Consider the following 18,630-nt stretch of genomic DNA (forward strand, 5'->3'; position numbering starts at 1 on the left):
AGTCAATACCTTCAGCCGAGCTGCGCAAGCACCTCGTCGGCCACGGATTCGCCGCTCTCCGTGTCGGCGTTGTTGTCGACCGTCACGTGCTTCGCGCCGACCCACGCGCAGGTCGCGCCGGAGGCCTTGGCCCAGAACTCGTCCCAGTGCTCGAGCTTCCACGCGTCGCGGCTCAGGCCACGGGCGATCAGGCGGGTGCGCACGGTCTCGCCGTCCACCTTCACATGCACCACCACGGGCTCGGCGTCCTCGGGCCAGCTGAATTCCGCGCGGACGTTCTCCACGAACGCGTCGTCCGCGAAGTAGGCGCCGAACGGGGCGTCGAAGATGACCGGCGTGCCGAGGGCGAGGTTGTCCGCGCCGATGCCGAGCAGCGTGCGGTACTCCATCGGCATGAGGTCATCGCGGTAGTAGTCGTTGCCGTCGCGCTCGGAGGCGTCGTAGCCGCGGGACTCGAGCAGCATGCCGGTGAACCCGTTGCACACCACGTCCTTGTCGAGGTACAGGCCGCCGACGCGCTTGGCCAGCTCTTTGGCCACGCGGGACTTACCGGAGCCCGCGGGACCGATCACGAAGAACGCCCGGGTCATCACGCGGCCGCCTTCACGGACTGGGTCTTCGCGGAACGGTCCTTGACGAAGAACAGGTAGGACGCGGCGCCCACGAGCAGCAGCACGCCGGCCACCACGAAGGCGAGGGTGAAGTTGTGACCGGTGGAGTCGAGGATGTAGCCGGTGAGCATCGGGGCCATGGCGGCGCCCATGAAGCCGCCGAAGTTCTGGATGGCGCCGAGGGAGGAGACCTGGTCGGGCGCGGCCACGTCGGACGCGAGGGTCCACATGCAGCCGATCGGGACCTGGGAGGCGAAGTAGCCGATGCACAGCAGCACCATGGACAGCGCGGTGTTGTCCACGTAGCCGACCGGGAGCACGGCGATCGCGGCGAGGAAGGCGCCGCCGACGATCGGGACCTTGCGGGCCACGATGGTGGAACGGCCGGCCTCAAGCAGCTTGCCGGACAGCCAGCCGCCGGTGAGGACGCCCACGATGCCGCACAGGTACGGCAGGGCGGCGAGCCAGCCGGAGGTCATCAGGTCGAAGCCGCGGGCGGTCTGCAGGTAGGTGGGCAGCCAGGTGAGGAAGACCCACACGGTGTAGAAGATGCCGAAGGCGCCGATGATCATGAAGTAGGTGTTGGCCTGCTTGAACAGGGACAGCCAGCCGTTGCCGGACTTCTTCTTGCCGTTCTCGCCGGCCTTGTTGGCCTCGGCGTTCATCTCGGCGGCGAGCTTGGCCCACTCCTCGCCCTTGATGGCGGCGGTTTCCTGAATGGTGGGGTTGCGGTAGCAGATCACCCAGATGAGGGTGACGAGCAGGCCGATGCCGCCCACGATGAGGAACATGCCGCGCCAGCCGGTGGCGATGAGCAGCATGGTCAGGACCGGCGGGGCGATGGCGTTGGCGATCTGCGAACCGGTGTTCACGATGGAGACGGGCAGGGCCTTCTCCTTCTCGTCGAACCAGTTGTCGCACACCTTGAGGCCGGCGGTGAAGAACGGGGACTCGGTCACGCCCAGCAGCACGCGGAACGCGTAGAAGGCGCCGTAGCTGCTCGCGGTGGCGGACAGCAGGGAGACGATGGACCACAGCGTGGCGGCCCAGGAGTAGACGCGCTTCGGGCCGAGCTTGTCCACCAGGTAGCCGGCGGGCAGGTTCGCGATGGCGTACGGCCAGGAGAACGCCGCGAGGATCAGGCCCATCTGCGTGGAGCTCAGGCCGAACTCGTGGGCGATGGTGGTGTTCGCGATGCTCAGGTTGCTGCGGTCGAGATAGTTGACGACGCCGCCGATGACCAGCAGGGCGACGAAGAACCAGCGCAGGCGCTTGCTCTTGGCGACCTCGCCGGCCGACAGGCTCTTCGCCTGCGGCTGCGCGGTGGAGGACACGGTTTCACTCATGATGCACCTCATCGTGTAGTGGGTATGGGAATGATTGACGGGAAGTCCCCGGCGGGCGCAGGGTGGGCGTCCGCCGGGGGATTTAGGGGTTATCGGAAGGAGAAGATTGGTCCGACCGGCTCGGCGCTTCGACGCGCCGGGACGCTCAGTGCTTGGCGGCTCGGGCCTCGCGCACGGCCTCCAGCATGGTGCGGGCGGCCTCGGTCACGTGGGCGTAGTCGCCGTCGGCCTTGGCGGCCTTGGTGATGTAGCTGCCGACGCCGAGCACCAGCGAGCCGGCGTTGATCCACTCGGCGGCGTTCTCGGCGGTCACGCCGCCGGACGGCATGAGCGGGGCCCAGGCCAGCGGGGCGGACACGCTCTTGACGTAGGCGCGGCCGGTGACCTCGGTCGGGAACAGCTTGACGATGTCGGCGCCGGCTTCGAGGGTGTCGACGATCTCCGTCGGCGTCATGGCGCCGGTGATGGAGACGACCTGGTAACGGTTGGCGGTGCGGATCATCTCCGGGTTGAGGTTCGGGCTGATCAGCATGCGCGCGCCGCACTCGATGGCCTTGAAGGCGGCGGCCGGGTCCAGCACGGTGCCGGCGCCGACGACGACGTCCGGGTACTTGGAGGACAGCTCGCGGATGATGTCGAAGGCGCCCGGCGTGGACAGGGTCACCTCGAGGGCCTTGATGCCGCCGGCGATGGCGGCCTCGCAGACGTTCATGGCCTCGTCGCGGTCGTTCAGACGGACGATGACAAGAACTCCGGTATCAACGACAGCGTCAAGCGCTGAGATCTTGTAGTTGTTAAGCATGACTCACATGCTATCCCACAGTTTCACAGCAAGCAACACGGATTCACACTACGGCGTTTCCATTGCAATTTCAACGGTTTTATAGTGTTTTCATTGGGACAATTCCGGGAAATTTGTTCACATGGAATCACAAATCTCAAATTTGGCTCATGGAATCACATCCATGTGACCCTGCACGGACCGGCGGGCGACAGGAGCGGCGCGCTGGCATGCGCCCGGCATGCGTTCGGCTGGCATGCGCGTATGGCACATGGGTGCGGCGCGCGCGACGACGAGATCGGCATCGCCACCAGCGTCAACACAACGTCAACAGCGTCAACAGCGGCGCCACGCTTGGCAAAGGGCTGTATTTCGGCCAAGACCGCCCGTCCCGGCGCCCGTTCACCCGTCTTCTCTTCACGCCGGCCCGCGCCCACGCACGTCAAGCCGAACGAACCCGGTGCGATACAGCCACGTCCGACGTCGCCCCGCACTCAATCCGCTCAATTTACCGTCCATCTCGATCAGATTGAGCGAATCCAGTGCGTGACGACGCAAAATCGCCCCTCCCCGCACTCATCCTGCTCAATCTTCAAACCAACCTGGTCAGATTGAGCGAATCCAGTGCGATACAGCCCCGTCAGGCATCGCGCCACACTGGATTCGCTCAATCCATGAACCAATCAGACCAAAATGAGCGAATCCAGTGCGTGACCATGTGAAATCATCCAGTTACGCATCCGATTCGCTCAATCCTTGACTTCCGACAACAGGATTGAGCGAATCCAGTGTGCGGCAGCGCAAAACCAACCCGTCCACCGATAGCGCACGCCACCGCGAGAGCAGATTGAGCAGCCATTTCATAGTGGTTCGCACATGGCTCGACCATCCGGGGGCTGCGGTCCAACGCATGGGACCGGCTCATGCCGTTTCTTGGCTACGACGTGGAGATCAGGCGGGCGATCCGCTCGACGAACGCGATTCGCACGTCTCAGCGCGAGGCTCCGCCGCGGCTCCCGTCAGAGCTCGCGACCACTTCCCCGCCGGGAAAATAACACCCCGACGCGCCTACTCCCGTAAGGCCAAACCCCGGTTATAAACACCACAAAAGTTCCCATAGACCACCGGCGGGGGGCAAGAGCAGGGACGACGGGGCCGCACGGCGGAAGCCCGCGTTGAACGCATTCGCCGTCACCGCCGCCGACCGCCGGCCGGACAACAGGAACTGACAAATGAAAAACCGCCAGTTACACACTTAATGAGACAGTCCCCGCCGGCCGGGCGACTGACAGATGAAAACCGCCAGTTGCGCACTTGCCGAGACAGTCCCCAGAAAAGCACCCACAAAAAGAAGAACCCGGCGGGGGAAGCCGCCGGGTGAGAGAGAAGAGAGAAGAAGGGTTCAGTTATGGGGTTCTGCGGGAACCTCGCCTGCGGTGCTATCCGCTGACATCACCTATATAACCGCGGGTTCCTTGGCAAAACGATGCGGAAACCTCAAAGAATCCTGAAAATTGCGACGCCCTTCGGCATCCGGCGCCGGCCCATCATCGCAAACTTGCGAAAATGCGCCCCTGAGCGGCCGAATCCATCGGAAATCCGGCCCTCGGAAGCGCATTCTCACAAATTTGTGACGGTGGCACAGCAGGCACTGCACGGGCGGAAAGACCGCAGGCGCCGGCCACGACTCCCATCGGTCACGATTTCCGCAATTCCCCGAGATCCCAGCGCACAGCCAGCGATCCGACCGCCACCACGAGGGTGAGCGCCGCGCCGGCCAAGAACAGGATGCGAAGCCCGACGGCGTCGGCCACGGCTCCGCCCACCGCCATGCCCAGCGGCTGGGACACCGTGGTGAGCGCGAGCAGGGCGCCGCTCACGCGACCCAGCATCTCGTTCGGCACATAGGTTTGGACGATGGTGTACAGCGCCACGTTGACGATTCCGCCGGCGAAGCCGACCAAGGCGTTCGCCGCCAAGCTCACGGCGAAGGACGGGAACAGGGACATCACCCCGACCGCGAGGCCCATCAGGAACAGGGCGCCGAGCATCTTGGCCTTGAAGGGAACCTGTATGTTGCCGGTCAGCACGCTGCCCAGAATGGCACCGACGACGAACGCCGCCTCGATCCCGCCGAAGGCCGACGAGGACAGATGCAGGTAGTCGCTCACCCAGAGCGCATCCATGCTCAGAATGGGACCGAGCGCGAAATTCACGATGACGGCAAGTGCGACGATGTGCATCAGCACGGCGTGCTTCGATATGAACACCAGACCGGCGTACCAATGGCCCTTATCCTCGTCCTCGTCGTCCATGCGCTCCCGGTGCATGGAGCGGACGACGACGAGGCAGATCAGGGTGACGGCGTACAGCGCCATGTTGACGATCAGGAACACGGCCGGGGACATCGCGGAGACGAGGATACCGCCGACGACGGTGCCGAAGATCTGGCCGATCAGCATCACACCCTGATTGATCCCGTTGGCCTGCTGCAGGGCGTCCTCGTCCACCAGCTGCGGAATCAGCACGGTCAATGCGGGGTCGAAGAAGCACCCGGCGATCCTGCACGCCACTTGTATGGCGATCAGCGCGGCCACGACGGGCAGGGACGAGAACTGCAATACGGCGACGCCGACGCCAAGCACGGCGATCTGGCAGACCGTCACCGACAGCATGATGGGCAGCTTATGATGACGATCGGCGAAGGCGCCCGTCAGCGTATTGCACAGTGGAATGACGTTGAACACGGCGGTGACAACGCCGATCAGCAGTGGGTTGCCCGTCAGATCGGCCAAATACCACGCGATGGCAATGCTGAAGAGATTGTCGCCGAACTGGGAGAAAAACTGTCCGAATACGACGATTGAGAACTGTTTGGTCATGCCCCCCAAAAAACCATTCCCGCGCCCCTTGTGCGGGAATCGCATACCACACTACCCCGCATACTCCCCAAACAGCGATCGGGCCGGTCCGGGAGCCATTTCCCCGGACCGGCCCGATCATAGTACACCGGCCCATCATCGCAAACCTGCGAAAATGCGCCCCTGAGCGGCCGAATCCATCGGAAATCCGGCGCCCAGAAGCGCATTTTCACAAGTTTGTCGAAACCGACCGGATCAGTTCTCGGCGAGCTTGGCCTTCTCGGCGGCGAGGCGCTGGGCCTCGGCCTCGCGGCGGGCGGCGAGCTCGGACTCGAAGCGGTCGAGCTCCTCCTGCACGGCCTCCTGCGGAATCTTCGCGAAGATCGGCGTCGGCTTGGCCACGGGCGCGCCCACCTCGATCGGCTCGCTCTTCCACGGGTGCACGGTCACGCCCAGCCTGTAGTCGCCGGTGATGATCGGGTAGCGGAAGCCGGGCTTGTCGAGGTCCTCGACCTCCTCGATGCGCGGCAGCGGCGAGAACGTGCCCTTGCCGCCGAGCGCCTCCCACACCTTCTGCGCGGAGTGGGGCAGGAACGGGGCGAGCAGGTGGTTCGCGTCGGACACGGCCTGCGCGGCCACGTGCAGCACGGTGCCCAGACGCGCCGGGTCGTCCTTGATCTTCCACGGTTCGGTGGCGGAGATGTACTTGTTGATGTCGCCCACGATGCGCATGGCCTCGCCGAGCGCGGCCTTCTGATGGTGCGTCTCGATGGAGTGGCCCACGGTCTCGAACGCGGCGGAGGACTCGGCGAGCAGCGCACGGTCCTGATCGGTGAGGGACGCCTCGTCGAGCGCCGGAATCTCGCCGAAGTTCTTGGCGATGAGGTTGGCCACGCGGTTGACGAGGTTGCCCCAGGAGGCGGCGAGCTCCTCGTTGTTGTGGCGCACGAACTCGGCCCACGTGAAGTCGGAGTCGGAGGACTCGGGACCGGCCACGGAGATGTAGTAGCGCACGGCGTCCACGGGGTAGCGGGCGAGGATGTCCTTGACGTAGATCACGATGCCGCGGGAGGAGCTGAACTTCTTGCCCTCCATGGTCATGAACTCGCTGGCCACCACCTGCTCGGGCATGTTGAGCGGGCCGAGCGGGCCGGTTTCGCCGCCCTTGGAGCCCTGGCCGTTGTAGGCGAGCATCTCGGAGGGCCAGATCTGCGAGTGGAACGTGATGTTGTCCTTGCCCATGAAATAGTAGGCGGGCGAGGCCGGGTCGTTCCACCACTTGCGCCACGCCTCCGGGTCGCCCTGGCGGCGGGCCCATTCGATGGAGGCCGACAGGTAGCCGATCACGGCGTCGAACCACACGTAGAGCTTCTTGTTCGGGTTGTCGATCCAGCCGGCCACCGGCACGGGGATGCCCCAGTCGATGTCGCGCGTGATGGCGCGGGGCTTGACCTCCTTGAACAGGCCGATGGAGAAGTTGATGACGTTGGTGCGCCAGCCCTCGCGGGTCTTGAGCCATGCGAGGTTCGCGTCGGCGAGCGCCGGCAGGTCGAGGAAGTAGTGTTCGGTCTCCTCGAAGCGCGGGGTTTCGCCGTTGATCTTGGAGACGGGGTTGATGAGCTCGTCCGGGTCGAGCTCGTTGCCGCAGGCGTCGCACTGGTCGCCGCGCGCGCCCTCGGCGTGGCAGATCGGGCATTCGCCCTCGATGTAGCGGTCGGGCAGGGTGCGGCCGGTGGACGGGCTGATGGCCACGCGCTGGGTGCCCTTGTAGATGTAGCCGTTGGCGAGGCACTGCTTGAACAGCTCCTGCACCACGTGCTCGTGGTTGCCGGTGGTGGTGCGGGTGAACAGGTTGTAGCTCAGGCCGAGGTCGCACAGGTCCTTGGCGATCACGCGGTTGTAGCGGTCGGCGAGCTGCTGGGCGGTGACGCCCTCCTTCTCCGCCTCCACGAGGATGGGGGTGCCGTGCTCGTCGGTGCCGGAGACCATCAGGACGTCGTTGCCCTTCATGCGCTCGTAGCGCGCGTAGACGTCCGACGGCACGCCGAAGCCGGCGACGTGGCCGATGTGGCGGGGGCCGTTGGCGTACGGCCATGCAACGTTCACAAGAATATTCGTCATAGTCCCCGATTATCGAGCGCGGTGGAGACACTGGGCGGTCTCGCGCCCCGTCTCGCGGCCCGTCCCGCGTCCCGGCGAAGTTATCCACCGCGACGCGAGTTATCCACTTATCCACCGCCGCACGTCCGCGACTGGATTCCGCGCCCCGCACGCGCCTACCGTGCTGAGCCATGAAGACCACCGCAACGGCGCCGGTCATCCCCTCCGGCGCGAACGACTCCATCATCCCCGCCAGCGAGCTTCCGGGCCCGCTCGGCGCCGCCGCCCTCGCCCGCATGGGCATTCTGGTCCCGCTGGACGGCACCGGCGGCTACCTCGCCAGTCAGGCGCGCACCGTGCACGGCCGCGCGGGCATCATTCAGGCCATGCTGCCCTCCGCCTCCACCGCCTGCGCCACGCTCGCGCTGTGGGTGTGGATCGGCGGCGAATTCCCGCCGAACCTCCAGATCGTCTCGCATTCGCATTTCCGCGCCGCGGTGTACGGCCGGCGCATTCAGGTGTACGACCGCAAGCTCGACGACCGGGACCGCTCGCGCCTCGGGCGCCTGTGGGTCACGTCGCCCGCGCGCACCGCATGCGATCTGGCCTGCGCGAAGCCCGGACGCTTCGATGGGCTGAACGTGCCCAACGCGATCGTCGAGCTCATCCGCGAGTTCGGCGTGACCGTGGACGAATGCCTGCAACTGCTGTGGGACAACCCGCGCTGGCCGGGGCACGCGCGCGGCATCGGCCTGCTCACGCGCATCGGCGACACCCAGCCGGACCTCAGAAGCCCCGAATTCAGGGACCCCATGTTCAGGGACCCGGAATTCCCGAAACCCGCAGGAAAGACCTTAGGAAAGGACCCGTCATGACCGCGATTTCATCCCTCCCGGCACGCCCGCTGCCGCAGCGCGACCGCATGCGGCACAAAGCCGTCAGCCCGGCGGCGCGAGCCAACGCCGGCGTCTCCCGCGCCTTGGACGCCAACCCGCCCGGCGGCTTCTTCACTCGGCACGACGACCGCCGCGGCAGACACCGGCGCCTGCGCGTGGGAGAGGTGAGCCACGACCGGCTCATGAGCCTCAAGGCCGAAGCCGACGCGCAGCGGGACCGGGACATGCCGTCGATGGCGCTGCCGCCCGCTCCCCCGATGCGTCTGACCGCGGCCGTGGCGTGCGATCCCGCAACCGACGAAGCCGTGCTGTGGCACATCGCCCGCACGGCCCCGGAGCTGCGCCGATGGCTCGTGGCGAACCCGCACTCCGGCCCGGAACTGCTCGAATACGTGGCACAGGCCGGCGGACCGGGCGTGCGCGAGGCCATCGAGGTGCTGCTGGAGCTACTGGACCGGCGGCTATAGCCATCCAGGCCTCCGTCAGGCCTTCATTTCCAGCACCGCGGCGTACACCTGCTTGCGGTTGGCCAGCGACCCGTCCGGCAGCGGATGCTCCTCGATCACCTGGCTGATCGCCTCCTTGATCCGCAGCCCGTCCTCAAGCGCGCGGTCGATGGACAGCACGGCCAGATCCTCCACGCTCAGCGCGCTGGGGGCCGCGGCCTGCGCCTCGTCGTCGGACGCGCCGCCGATCACGAGCACCATTTCGCCGCGCGGCGGATCGGTCTGCACGGATTCGCGCACGGAGGCGATCGTTCCGCGGCGCACCTGCTCGTAGTCCTTGGTCAGCTCGCGGCACAGCGCCATGGGCCGGTTCGGGCCGAACGCCTCGAGCAGGTCGTCCATGGACTCGGCGATGCGGTGGGGCGTCTCGTAGAACACGATCGTGCGGCGCTCGGGCTGCAGCATGCGCAGGTGCTGCATGCGCTCGGAATGCTTGCGCGGCAGGAAACCCTCGTAGCAGAAGCGGTCGGTGGGCAGCCCGGAGATCGCGAGCGCGTCCAGCACGGCGCTCGGCCCGGGGGCGCACGTGACCGGCAGCCCGCGTTCGATCGCCCGGCGCACAATCGCCATGCCCGGGTCGTTGATGGTGGGCATGCCCGCGTCGGACACGACCGTCACGCACGCGCCGGCGGCCACCTGGTCGAGCAGCGCGTCGGCCTTGTTGCGCTCGTTGTGATCGTGGTAGGCGATCACGCGCCCGTTGACGTGCACGCCGAGGCGGTTCGCCAGATCGTACAGGCGGCGGGTGTCCTCCGCGGCCACCACGTCCGAGTCGGCCAGCAGGGCCACCAGACGGGCCGAGGCGTCGCCCACGTTGCCGATCGGGGTGGCGGCCAGCACCACGGTGCCGCGCGGGATCGGCACGGCGACGGCGTTGCGGGCGGCCGTCGCGGCGGACTCGGCGGACTCGGACGTCGCTCCGGCGGCCTGCTCCCCTGTTTCGGCTGTAATTTGTGATGATTGCTCGGCTACGGTCTGCATGATTCTTAGTATCCCCTAATCTGGGCCTTGATGAAGTTAGGGCGCGTGAATTCTTGGAAAACGTCGGCGACCGCGGCTCAGCTGCGGCTGATGGGCTGGGTGCTGCCGCTGCTCATGGCCGTCTTCGGCGGTCTGCTGCGGTTCATCCGGCTGGGCAGCCCGCGGGCGGTCGTGTTCGACGAGACGTACTACGTCAAGGACGCCTACACGATGCTCATGACCGGCGAGCCGCGCAACTGGCCCAAGGACGTGGGCACGGCCGTCAGCGGCGAGAATCAGGTCAACGCCCTGTTCGCGGCCGGCGACACCGATCATTGGCTCAGCTCCGCGGAGTACGTGGTGCATCCGCCGGTGGGCAAGTGGTGCATCGCGCTCGGCCTCAAGCTGTTCGGCGGCGCGGGCAACCCGTTCGCATGGCGCGCGGCCACAGCCGTCGCCGGCACGCTCGCCATTCTGGTCCTGTGCCGCGTGGCGCTGCGCCTGTTCCGCAACCTGCCAATCGCCCTCATGGCCGGCTTCCTCATGAGCGTGGACGGTCTGGGCATCACCATGAGCCGCACCGGCCTGCTAGACGTGTTCATCATGATCTTCACGCTCGGCGCGCTCTCCCTGCTGCTCATCCACCGCGACTGGGCGCGCGGGAGGCTGCGGGAGGCCTACGCGCGCGACAGCCGGCGCCGCGACGCCCGATGGCTGCCCGGCCGGGACGGATGGGCGCTCGACACGCGCGGGCCGTTCATCGCGCTCTCCCCGTGGCGGGCCGGAGCCGCCGTGCTGCTGGGACTGGCCACCGGCGTGAAATGGTCGGGCACGTACTTCTTCGCCGTGTTCTGCGTGATCTCGGTCGTCTGGGACGCGTGGGAGCGCCACAAGGCCGGCTACCGCGGCTGGCTCGGCACCGGCATCTGGAAGGACGGCCTCGCGGCGGCGCTCTACATGGTGCCGATCTACGCGCTCACCTATCTGGCCGGATGGACGAGCTGGTTCATCCACCCCGATTCGTACATGCACAACTGGGCCGCCAACCACCCCGGCGAGGGCGTGACGTGGCTGCCCGAGGGGCTGCGCTCCTTCGTGGAGTACCACCGGCAGATGTGGGAGTTTCACACCACGCTCACCGCGCACCACGACTACATGGCCAACCCGCTCACCTGGCCGCTGCAGGTGCGCCCGACCAGCTTCTACTGGGAGGACCATCTGACCGGCGCCCCGGGCCTGTGCGCGCTCAGCCCCGAGAGCCGCTGCGTGGCGGCGATCACGTCGATCGGCAACCCGTTCCTGTGGTGGCTGGGCTCGCTGTGCGTGATCATCGGCATCATCGTGGCGGCGTTCGTCAAGCGCGGCGACTGGAGGATCTGGGCCGTGCTCGCCGGTCTGCTGGCCGGTTGGCTGCCGTGGGCGCAGTACCTCAACCGCACCACGTTCACGTTCTACGCGATCGTGATTCTGCCGGCCATGGTCCTCGCGATCTGCTACGTGGCCGACTGGCTGCGCGACATGCTCTCGCCGCGCGCCTACCACGTCACCTGCGGCGTGGCCCTGGGCGTGATCGGCCTCGCCGCCGTGTTCTGGTACCCCATCTGGACGGCCATCCCCGTGCCCTACGAGTTCTGGCTGTCCCATATGTGGTTCGACTCGTGGATCTAACGATCCGCTGAACCACATATGGGACCGTCGCGGCCGTGGTGGCCGCTCCCGGAGCCTACGGGAAATCCACCGGATTCCCCGCTTCACGGCTCCGCATATGTGGTTCGACTCGTGGTCGCGCGCGGCGGGGTCCAGCGAGGCTTTGGCTTTTCTGCTTCCTGTCGCCGTTCCGCTCCTCGGCTCCGCGTGACATTGACCGTGACCATACGTGACCATGACCGGCTTGTGACCGTGACCGTGACGCCGCACGCCCGGCCACGGTCACACCGCGCCGGAATCGTTGGAATTCCAAGGATCCTCATCCGCCGCCCAATCGGCGCCCCGGCCACGGTCACGCGCACTGTCACAGGCCGGTCACGGTCACGTCGCATTTACCCGCGGCTCGCCCCGCGGCATACGGCCCCGGACGAATCATTCGGCGGCCGCTCTAAAACCGGACCGTTCCAAGCCCGGACCGCTCTAAGACTGCTTTAAGGTTTGTAAGGATTTCGGTGGGCCGCGGGGCTCCGGCGGCATGCACGATCAACGAACTGCTAGGGTGGTGTGCGGTTTAGGACAATCAAACAATCGAACAGCAAGGATCTTCAGGACTCATATGGGATTCGTCAACTTCATTCTCGAACTGCTCAAGGACCCGCGAGCGGCCATCGCCAGCTGGATCGCGATGGGCGTGGCCCCGACGCTCGGCTTCATCTTCCTCATCGTGTTCATCGAGACCGGCGTGGTCTTCTTCCCATTCCTGCCGGGCGATTCGCTGCTCTTCGCGGCCGGCTTCTTCGCGGCCCCCGACGCGGCCACCGGCGCCCCCGGCTCGCTGCCGCTCATGTTCCTGCTGCCGACGGTCTGGCTCGCCCCGATCATCGGCGACCAGTGCAACTACTTCATCGGCCACTTCTTCGGCCGCCGCATCATCGCGTCCGGCAAGGTCAAGGCCATGACCCCGGAGCGCATCGCCAAGACCGAGGGCATGATCGAGAAGTGGGGCCCGCTCGCCGTGTTCCTAGGCCGATTCTTCCCGTTCATCCGCACGTTCATGCCGTTCATCTCCGGCATCTCCGGCATGCGCTGGAGCCGCTTCACCCCGTTCTCGGTCCTCGGCGGCCTGACCTGGTCCACCCTGTTCACGCTGCTCGGCTACTTCTTCGGCGGCATCCCGGCCGTGCAGGAGCACTTCGAGCTCGTCATCATCCTGATCCTCGTGATCTCCCTGCTGCCCACCATCATCGGCCTGCTCAAGGCGAAGTTCGGCAAGAAGAAGCCCGCCGCCGAGGCCGACGAGGGTGCCTCCGCCGCTTCCACCGTCGACTCCCAGCTCGACCTCATGCAGTCCGGCATGACCAACCTCGAGGGCGACGGCATCGAGTCCGGCATCTCCAAGGCCGCGCATCACCGCCGCTGAGCTTCGGGTATCCGGGCGTTTCGATTACCATCAGCTCCACGCCGGGAATGACCGCAAATCCGCGTCATTCCCGGCGTGTCTTCCAAATTGCAAAACCCGGAACGCTGTACTAAGCTAACGAGAGTTGTCCTGCGAAGCAAGGCAACATCCAAGGGGCTGTAGCTCAGTTGGTAGAGCGCTTCGTTCGCATCGAAGAGGTCGTGGTTTCGATTACCATCAGCTCCACGAAGGCCGATTCCATTCCACCGGGATCGGCCTTTTTTCATATTCGGACACCGCCGTCCACCAAGGGACCGTCACCCCCACCGTTGCCAATCCCCGGGAAGCTATGCTGTGGACAGGGAGCGGGCACGCCCCGTCCGCAGCATGGCAAATCGTTGGAAAATTGCGGATTTCACCGTACGTGGACCGGGAGCGGGCACGCCCTGTCCGGGAATCCGCTCCCCGTCCGGGGAACCGCGCCCGGTCCAGAGGGAACCACCCCGGTCCGAGGAGCCTCGCGGTCGCGCCCGCGCCCCGAGATCACCGGTACTTGTAGAAGCCCTCGCCCGCGTTGATGCCGGTCTTGCCCTCGTCGATGTACTTCTTGAGCATCGCGGCGATCTTGCCCTGCACAGTGGTCGGGTCGGCGGCGCGCGGGTCGAGGCGGCCGATGTTGTACGCGGTCGTGAGGCCCACCACGTCGAGGATGCGGAACGGGCCGAGCGGGGCGCCGGTGGCGAGCTGCCAGGTTTTGTCGATCGTCTCCACGTCGGCCACGTCGTTGGCGAGCAGCGCCTCGGCGGCGGACAGGAACGGCACGAGCATGGAGTTGAGGATGTAGCCCGGCTGCTCCTTCCTGAGCTTGAGCGGGATCATGCCGATCTGCTCGGCGAAGGCGACGACCTCGTCGTACGCGGCCGGATCGGTGGCGGGCACGCCCTCGGCGCCCGGGTGTCCCATGATCTCGGCGGTGTTGTTGCGCCAGATCTCGTTGGCGAAGTGCAGGGCGAGGTACTTGTCCGGGCGGCCGGTGTACTGCGCGAACGCGCTCGGCAGCATGGTGGACGAGTTGGTGACGACGATCGTGCGCTCGGGCAGGTGCTTGGCGAGCTCGGTGTAGAACGCGACCTTCTCCTGCGGGTTCTCGGCGATGCACTCGATCACCAGATCGGCGTCGGCGGCGGCCTCGTCGTAGCTTGTGGTGAGCGTCAGGCCGTCGTACGCCTCCTCGACCTTGGCCTTGAGCGCGTCCAGTTCCTCCGGCGTGGCGTCCTTGGGCGCAAGCCCGCGGCAGTAGGCGGCCGGATTGGTCTTCATGGCCTCGAGCGTGCTGAGGTAGATGCCCTTGAGACGCTCGAACTTCGGCTTGGCGCGCTCGATCGACCCCTCGGAACGCAGCCACACCTTCACATTGCAGCCCTTGTACGCGCTCTGGAATGCGATCTGGCTGCCCAGCACGCCGCCGCCCGCGACCACCACGTTCTTGATGCCCATGTGTATCCTCCTTTGGATGCTTGGACGGGAGGCGGATCGTTGTCGACCGGCCGTCCCGGTGCTTACAGGTTAGCCGTGACGGCGGAATGCGGCGAGCCCGTTTCCAAGCATTGCCGGAAGGACGACGCCCGAAAGACAGCGCCCGAAAGCGGAATCAGCGCAGCGAGGCGAGCCGGCGCTCCACGAACGCCTCCAGCGTCGCCGGGGTCACGCCGTCGTAGTCGTGGATGGCGTCGAACTGCGGGCCGCCGGTGGCGTCGGTGCGCGTGTAGCCGGTCAGCGCGATGGTGGTCGCCCCGGACGCGGCGCCGGCCTGCAGACCCACGCCGGAATCCTCGAGCGCCACGCAATGTGCCATGGCGTCCGCGTCCGCCGGATCGATGCCGATCTTGCGGGCGGCGGCCTGATACGGCTCAGGCGACGGCTTCTTTGCGGTGTTGTCGTCGCCGCACACATACGCGGCGAACGTGCCCTCGCCGGCCTGCCGCAGCACGTTCTCGGCCATCATGCGCGGCGACGCGGTCACGAGCACGTTGGGCACGCCGGCGTCCGCGAGCGCGCGCACCAGTTCGAGCGCGCCCGGAATCCACGGCAGCCCGGCGAATTCGCGCTCCTTGACGTATTCGATCATCTGGCGGCCGATCTCCTCCTCGGACAATTGCGTGCCGGCCTCCACAAGCATCCGCGCGACCTTGGGCACCGGCGTGCCGGACATCTTCCAGCCCAGCTCCTCGTTCCACGTGCCGCCGTTGTTGGTGGCGATGGAGATCTCGGCCTGATGCCACAGGGGCTCCGAGTCGATCAGCGTGCCGTCGAGGTCCCAAAACACCGCTCGCAGCTCCATTGCGGTCTCCTTCCGGTTCACCAGTTTCGGGCTTCATCATCCTGCGAACCGGCGGGTTATTCGTTCGCGCACGCCAATTCGCGGGATCAAACCAATATCGAGTATCGCACATGTTCGGTCGTGTGCGTTTCCGGTTCACACGATGAAGGGGCGAAAATCGCGTGAACGGGAGATGAAGTAGTACGGCACCTCGAACAGCAGCATCGCGGCCCAGCCGATCGCGCACGCGAAGCTGATGCCGTACATGCCGAGCCGCCCGATGAGCAGCCATGTGAACGCCGCGCGCAGGGACGCCTGGATGAACGTGGAGACGAGCGTGACGGACATGTTGCCCATGCCGCGGAAGAATCCCTGAATGCCGTTGGTGAACGACGGGAAGATGTAGAACAGCGCCATGGTGGTGAGGTACTGGCAGCCGAGGTCCACCACGCGCGTCTGGTCCGCGGTGACGAACAGGCGCATGATCGGCCGGTTGAGCAGCAGCACCGCAAGCCCGATGAGCACCCAGTAGGCGAATTCCAGCCGCAGGCCCGCGCGGAATCCGGGACGGATGCGCTCCGTCCGTCCGGCCCCGCGGTTCTGCGCCACGTAGGTGGTGATGCCGTGGGAGATGCTCTGCTGCGGGGTGAACGCGAAGTCGTCCACGCGCGTGACGGCGTTGAACGCGGCGACCACGTCCACGCCGAGCGTGTTGACCGCGCTTTGGATGATGAGCTTGCAGATCGGTTGGATGGACTGCTGCAGCGCGGTGACCGACCCGTACTTCCAGATCACGCCGAGCAGCGCGCGGTCCACCCGCCATTCGTCCCGGCGCACGCGGAAGCGCGGCATGCGGCGGATCATGACGATGCCGGTGGCGACGAAGCAGAAGCCCTGCGCGAGCACGTCGGTCAGCGCGGCCCAGTCGATGCCGAAGCCGAAGCCGCCGATGAACACCGCGTCGAGCGCGGCGTTGGCCACGATCGCGACGCTGAGGTACTTGAGCGGCGTCTTCGAGTCGCCGGCCGACTTGAGCGCGGCCATGAGCGCGTTGAAACCGTAGACGAGCGGCAGCCCGACGAACGTGATGCGCAGGTACGTGCCGGTCATGTCGAACGCCTCCGCGGGCACGTTGAGGAGCGTGAGCAGCGGCCCGGCGAAGAGGATTCCGGTTGCCGCGACCACTACCGAGGCGATCAGGCCCGTGATGAGCGTGGTGGCGAGCGCCCGGCGGAACCGGCCGAAATCGCGCGCGCCGAAGCATTCGCTCATGAGCACGCCGGCGCCCATGGTCAGCCCGGAGACGCCCAGAATGAGCAGGTTCATGACGGGGCTGGCCATGCCGGTGGCGGCGAGCGCCTCCTTGCCGATGAACCGCCCGACGATGATCGCGTCGAACGCGTTGTACGACAGTTGCAGCACGTTGCCGAGCACGAGCGGCACCGCGTAGTTGACCAAATGCCCGGTGGGTTTGCCCTGGGTCATGTCGATGACGGCCATGCGCATCTCCTTCCGGCATCCGCAGTCTCCGGCATCCGAGCGTAGGCGCGTTCGGGACCGACGGCGCCGACGTTGCCCCGGTTTTCCGGGAAGATCCCGGAAATGAGGAACCCTCCCGCGGGGTGAATCGCGGGAGGGCGGGGAAACAACCTCAATCACGGAAGGACGATGGTTGAGGAAGCGTTGCGGAGGCGGTCAGCTGATCGACCGGTTGATCGCCCGACCGGATGATCAGCCAATCAGCCAATCAGTCGATCAGCCAACCGGCCGGTCACTTGGCGGATTCGCCCAGCTCGGCGGCAGCGGCGGCGTGGCGCTCGGCCAGCTCGGCCTTGATCTGCGGCTCCATCTTCTCGAAGCGACGGTAGAAGCACATGATCACGCCGACGATGATGTAGACGATCACCGGCAGCCAGATGAAGCAGAAGCTGATGGCGTCCTGCGCGGACTGGGACTGCTGTTCGAGGTTGGCGTCGTAGCCGGCGGCGCCCATGATCTCCAGCGGCAGGAAGGCGCCGAAGCCGGAGCCGACCTGGATGCAGAAGGCGGAGCCGACGGCGGTCAGGAAGCCGGCCGCGTGGACGCCGGTCTTCCACTCGCCGTAGTCGACGGTGTCGGCCAGCATGCCGAACGGCATGCCGATGGCGATGGCGGCGCCGAGCACGCCGACGGTCCAGAAGACGACCAGCAGCGGCACGTTCTGGCCGGCGAGCGGCATGAGGGCCTGGCCGATGCCGCCGATGGCGAGACCGATGAGCATGGTCAGCGTCTTGTTCTTCGTCTTGTTGGCGATGATCGGCATGGCGATGGTGCCGAGCAGGCCAATGACCTGCACGCCGTTGAAGATGGAGGTCAGGTCGCGGTTGTTGAGCACGTACTGGGCGTAGTAGGTGGACACGCCGTTACGGGTGGACTGGGCGATCCAGTAGATGAGGAAGGCGACCACGAGGATGATCCACGGCCAGTTGCCCTTGGCGGCCTTGAGGGAGTCCTTCAGCGGGATCGGCTTGTTGAGTTCGGGGTGGTAGTTGTGCTCGGTGAGGTTCCTGAAGGAGAACAGGAGCAGGACGATGGCCACGATGCCCCAGATCGCGGTGACGATCATGAAGCCGGTCTTGTCGCCGCCGCCGAAGTGGACGCCGAACCAGCCGACCAGCGGGATGGTGAAGGAGGAGGTGATGAAGGAGCCGATCTGGCCGCCGGCCATGCGGAAGGAGTTGGCGTTGTTGCGCTCGGTCGGGTCGTCGGTGAGGTTCGGCAGGATGGCGGTGATCGGGGTCTGGATGCCGGTGTAGACGGCGCCGGCGGCCAGGATGTAGGTGATCAGCGCGTACCAGAACTTCGGGGCGCCGTCGGGCAGGCTCGGGGCGGTGAACGCGATGAACACGGTCACGGCGAACGGGACGCACAGCCACAGGAACCACGGGCGGCTCTGGCCCCACTTGGTGTTGGTGTGGTCCACGACGGAGCCCCACACCACGGCGGAGATCGCGTCGGCGAAGCGGGCGACCAACAGGATGGTGCCGGCGCCCAGCGCGCCCGCGGCCGGGATGTGGAACACGTTGGTGTAGAAGTACATGATGTACGAGGAGATCGTCACGTACAGCAGGTTGCCGGCCATATCGGTGAAGGAGTAGGCGACCTTCTCCTTCGTGGTGAGTTTGATCGCCGGGGCGGTCTGGGTTGCGGTGCTCATAATTCCC

The 18,630-nt window shown here is 66.2% G+C and carries 14 protein-coding genes and 1 tRNA gene; 5 read left to right on the forward strand and 10 right to left on the reverse strand.

Annotated features, from left to right (window positions below; genetic code table 11):
- Positions 1-11: 11 nt before the first annotated feature.
- The 5 genes from DSM100685_RS05770 to metG form a co-directional block, all read right to left on the reverse strand.
- Positions 12-590, reverse strand: coding sequence for a P-loop nucleotide/nucleoside kinase family protein (locus tag DSM100685_RS05770; protein WP_204314349.1), 579 nt, complete (start codon positions 588-590; stop codon positions 12-14).
- On the reverse strand, positions 590-1,957 hold the full coding sequence (locus tag DSM100685_RS05775) for an MFS transporter (RefSeq protein WP_152350405.1): 1,368 nt from the start codon (positions 1,955-1,957) through the stop codon (positions 590-592). Before DSM100685_RS05775 ends, DSM100685_RS05770 begins: the two co-directional genes overlap by 1 nt.
- A 145-nt stretch (positions 1,958-2,102) precedes the next feature.
- Positions 2,103-2,759 carry a bifunctional 4-hydroxy-2-oxoglutarate aldolase/2-dehydro-3-deoxy-phosphogluconate aldolase gene (locus DSM100685_RS05780; RefSeq protein ID WP_152350406.1) on the reverse strand — a complete coding sequence of 219 codons (657 nt, stop codon included), beginning with the start codon at positions 2,757-2,759 and terminating at the stop codon, positions 2,103-2,105.
- A gap of 1,676 nt (positions 2,760-4,435) precedes the next feature.
- A complete protein-coding gene (locus DSM100685_RS05785; RefSeq protein ID WP_163201071.1) occupies positions 4,436-5,620 on the reverse strand; it encodes an MFS transporter in 1,185 nt (394 codons plus the stop codon).
- Between the two features lie 234 nt (positions 5,621-5,854).
- Positions 5,855-7,720, reverse strand: a complete 1,866-nt coding sequence (metG, locus tag DSM100685_RS05790) for a methionine--tRNA ligase (RefSeq protein ID WP_152350408.1) — start codon at positions 7,718-7,720, stop codon at positions 5,855-5,857.
- Between the two features lie 170 nt (positions 7,721-7,890).
- Between metG and DSM100685_RS05795 the strand changes: the two genes are divergently transcribed.
- A complete protein-coding gene (locus DSM100685_RS05795) occupies positions 7,891-8,574 on the forward strand; it encodes a hypothetical protein (protein ID WP_152350409.1) in 684 nt (227 codons plus the stop codon).
- A complete protein-coding gene (locus DSM100685_RS10965; protein ID WP_239512717.1) occupies positions 8,571-9,062 on the forward strand; it encodes a variant leucine-rich repeat-containing protein in 492 nt (163 codons plus the stop codon). Before DSM100685_RS05795 ends, DSM100685_RS10965 begins: the two co-directional genes overlap by 4 nt.
- A 15-nt stretch (positions 9,063-9,077) precedes the next feature.
- Here DSM100685_RS10965 and rsmI read toward each other — a convergent pair whose 3' ends face one another.
- Positions 9,078-10,082 (reverse strand): 16S rRNA (cytidine(1402)-2'-O)-methyltransferase, encoded by a 1,005-nt coding sequence (gene rsmI, locus DSM100685_RS05805; RefSeq protein ID WP_152350410.1) that lies wholly within the window; start codon positions 10,080-10,082, stop codon positions 9,078-9,080.
- Positions 10,083-10,172: 90 nt separating this feature from the next.
- Here rsmI and DSM100685_RS05810 point away from each other — a divergent pair, with 90 nt between their 5' ends.
- The 3 genes from DSM100685_RS05810 to DSM100685_RS05820 all read left to right on the forward strand — a co-directional run bounded on the left by DSM100685_RS05810 (position 10,173) and on the right by DSM100685_RS05820 (position 13,353).
- Positions 10,173-11,729: a dolichyl-phosphate-mannose--protein mannosyltransferase gene (locus tag DSM100685_RS05810; protein ID WP_239512718.1), complete on the forward strand. Its 1,557-nt coding sequence runs from the start codon at positions 10,173-10,175 to the stop codon at positions 11,727-11,729.
- 595 nt (positions 11,730-12,324) lie between these two features.
- Complete coding sequence (locus DSM100685_RS05815) at positions 12,325-13,128, forward strand: DedA family protein (RefSeq protein ID WP_152350411.1); 804 nt, start codon at positions 12,325-12,327, stop codon at positions 13,126-13,128.
- 152 nt (positions 13,129-13,280) lie between these two features.
- Positions 13,281-13,353: transfer RNA gene (locus DSM100685_RS05820), tRNA-Ala, on the forward strand.
- Between the two features lie 297 nt (positions 13,354-13,650).
- On the opposite strand, the gene DSM100685_RS05825 is transcribed toward DSM100685_RS05820, so the two are convergent.
- The 4 genes from DSM100685_RS05825 to DSM100685_RS05840 form a co-directional block, all read right to left on the reverse strand.
- A complete protein-coding gene (locus tag DSM100685_RS05825; RefSeq protein ID WP_152350412.1) occupies positions 13,651-14,604 on the reverse strand; it encodes a 3-hydroxyacyl-CoA dehydrogenase in 954 nt (317 codons plus the stop codon).
- Positions 14,605-14,758: 154 nt separating this feature from the next.
- A complete protein-coding gene (locus DSM100685_RS05830) occupies positions 14,759-15,448 on the reverse strand; it encodes an HAD family hydrolase (protein WP_152350413.1) in 690 nt (229 codons plus the stop codon).
- A gap of 135 nt (positions 15,449-15,583) precedes the next feature.
- On the reverse strand, positions 15,584-16,927 hold the full coding sequence (locus DSM100685_RS05835; protein WP_152350414.1) for an MATE family efflux transporter: 1,344 nt from the start codon (positions 16,925-16,927) through the stop codon (positions 15,584-15,586).
- 271 nt (positions 16,928-17,198) lie between these two features.
- Positions 17,199-18,623 carry an MFS transporter gene (locus tag DSM100685_RS05840; protein WP_152350415.1) on the reverse strand — a complete coding sequence of 475 codons (1,425 nt, stop codon included), beginning with the start codon at positions 18,621-18,623 and terminating at the stop codon, positions 17,199-17,201.
- Positions 18,624-18,630: the final 7 nt, after the last annotated feature.

This window comes from Bifidobacterium avesanii (genome assembly GCF_009299475.1).
GTDB classification, from domain to species: Bacteria; Actinomycetota; Actinomycetes; order Actinomycetales; family Bifidobacteriaceae; genus Bifidobacterium; species Bifidobacterium avesanii.